General features: G+C 62.3%; 1 protein-coding gene. It reads left to right on the top strand.

All coding sequences use genetic code 11. The features are described from left to right. Positions 1-51 precede the first annotated feature (51 nt). Positions 52-1,116 (top strand): IS630 family transposase, encoded by a 1,065-nt coding sequence (locus MB1_RS24765; protein ID WP_066913781.1) that lies wholly within the window; start codon positions 52-54, stop codon positions 1,114-1,116.

Below are 1,116 nucleotides of genomic sequence, written 5' to 3'. Positions count from 1 at the left end.
CTAGTGCGGCGCGCCTGAAGTGGTTGGGCGGTGATGTTGGTTGAATGGGTTATGCGAGCTGCACCCTTGAATCTGCCCGACGACGACCGCGATCTGCTCGAACGGTGGGTGCGGTCGTCCACGACGAAGGCCGGTCTGGTGCAGCGGGCGCGGATCGTGTTGTTGGTGGCCGACGGAGTAGCGCACACCGAGATCGGGCGGCGGTTTTCGATCTCGCGGCAGACGGTGATCAACTGGCGCACCCGGTACGAAACACTCGGGATCGCCGGTCTGCACGACGAGCACCGATCCGGTCGCCCGCGGGTACTCGACCGAGATAAACTGATCACCACAACGTTGATGCCTCCACCGAAGAAATACGGTGTCACGCATTGGAGTTCACGGTTGTTGGCCGATCATCTCGGTATCGGGTACGGGACCGTCGCGCGGGTATGGCGCGAACACGGGGTGCAACCGTGGCGGGCCGAAACGTTCAAATTCTCCACCGACCCGGAACTGGTCGCCAAGGTCACCGACATCGTCGGGCTCTACCTCGAGCCACCGCAGAACGCGATCGTGCTCTGTGTCGACGAGAAAAGTCAGATCCAGGCATTGGACCGGACCGCACCCACGCTGCCGATGCAGATCGGGGTTCCGCATCGGCACACCCACGACTACGTCCGTCACGGCACCACCACGTTGTTCGCTGCCCTCGAGATCGCGACCGGCACGGTCACCGGGGTCTGCAAGCCACGGCACCGACACCAGGAATTCCTCGCGTTCCTCAAATACCTCGCCCGCTCCTATCCCGACCGGGATTTGCACCTGGTCATGGACAACTACGCCGCCCACAAGAAGCAGGAGGTTCGCGACTGGTTGGCGGAGAATCCACGCATCCACGTGCACTTCACACCCACGTCGGCATCCTGGATGAATCTGGTGGAGGTCTGGTTCGGGATCATCGAACGCCAAGCGATCCACCGCGGCACCTTCGGTAGCGTCCGCGACCTGACCACCGCCATCCGCGCCTTCATCAACGGATGGAACCCACGCGCGCATCCGTTCGTCTGGACCAAAACCGCTGATCAGATCCTCAGCAAAGCCCATCGCCCAACTACTTCAAACACGGGCCACTAG

Origin of the sequence: Millisia brevis NBRC 105863 (assembly GCF_001552615.1) — a bacterium.
Classification (GTDB): domain Bacteria; phylum Actinomycetota; class Actinomycetes; order Mycobacteriales; family Mycobacteriaceae; genus Millisia; species Millisia brevis.
This window is presented reverse-complemented; position numbering and strand designations above follow the sequence as displayed.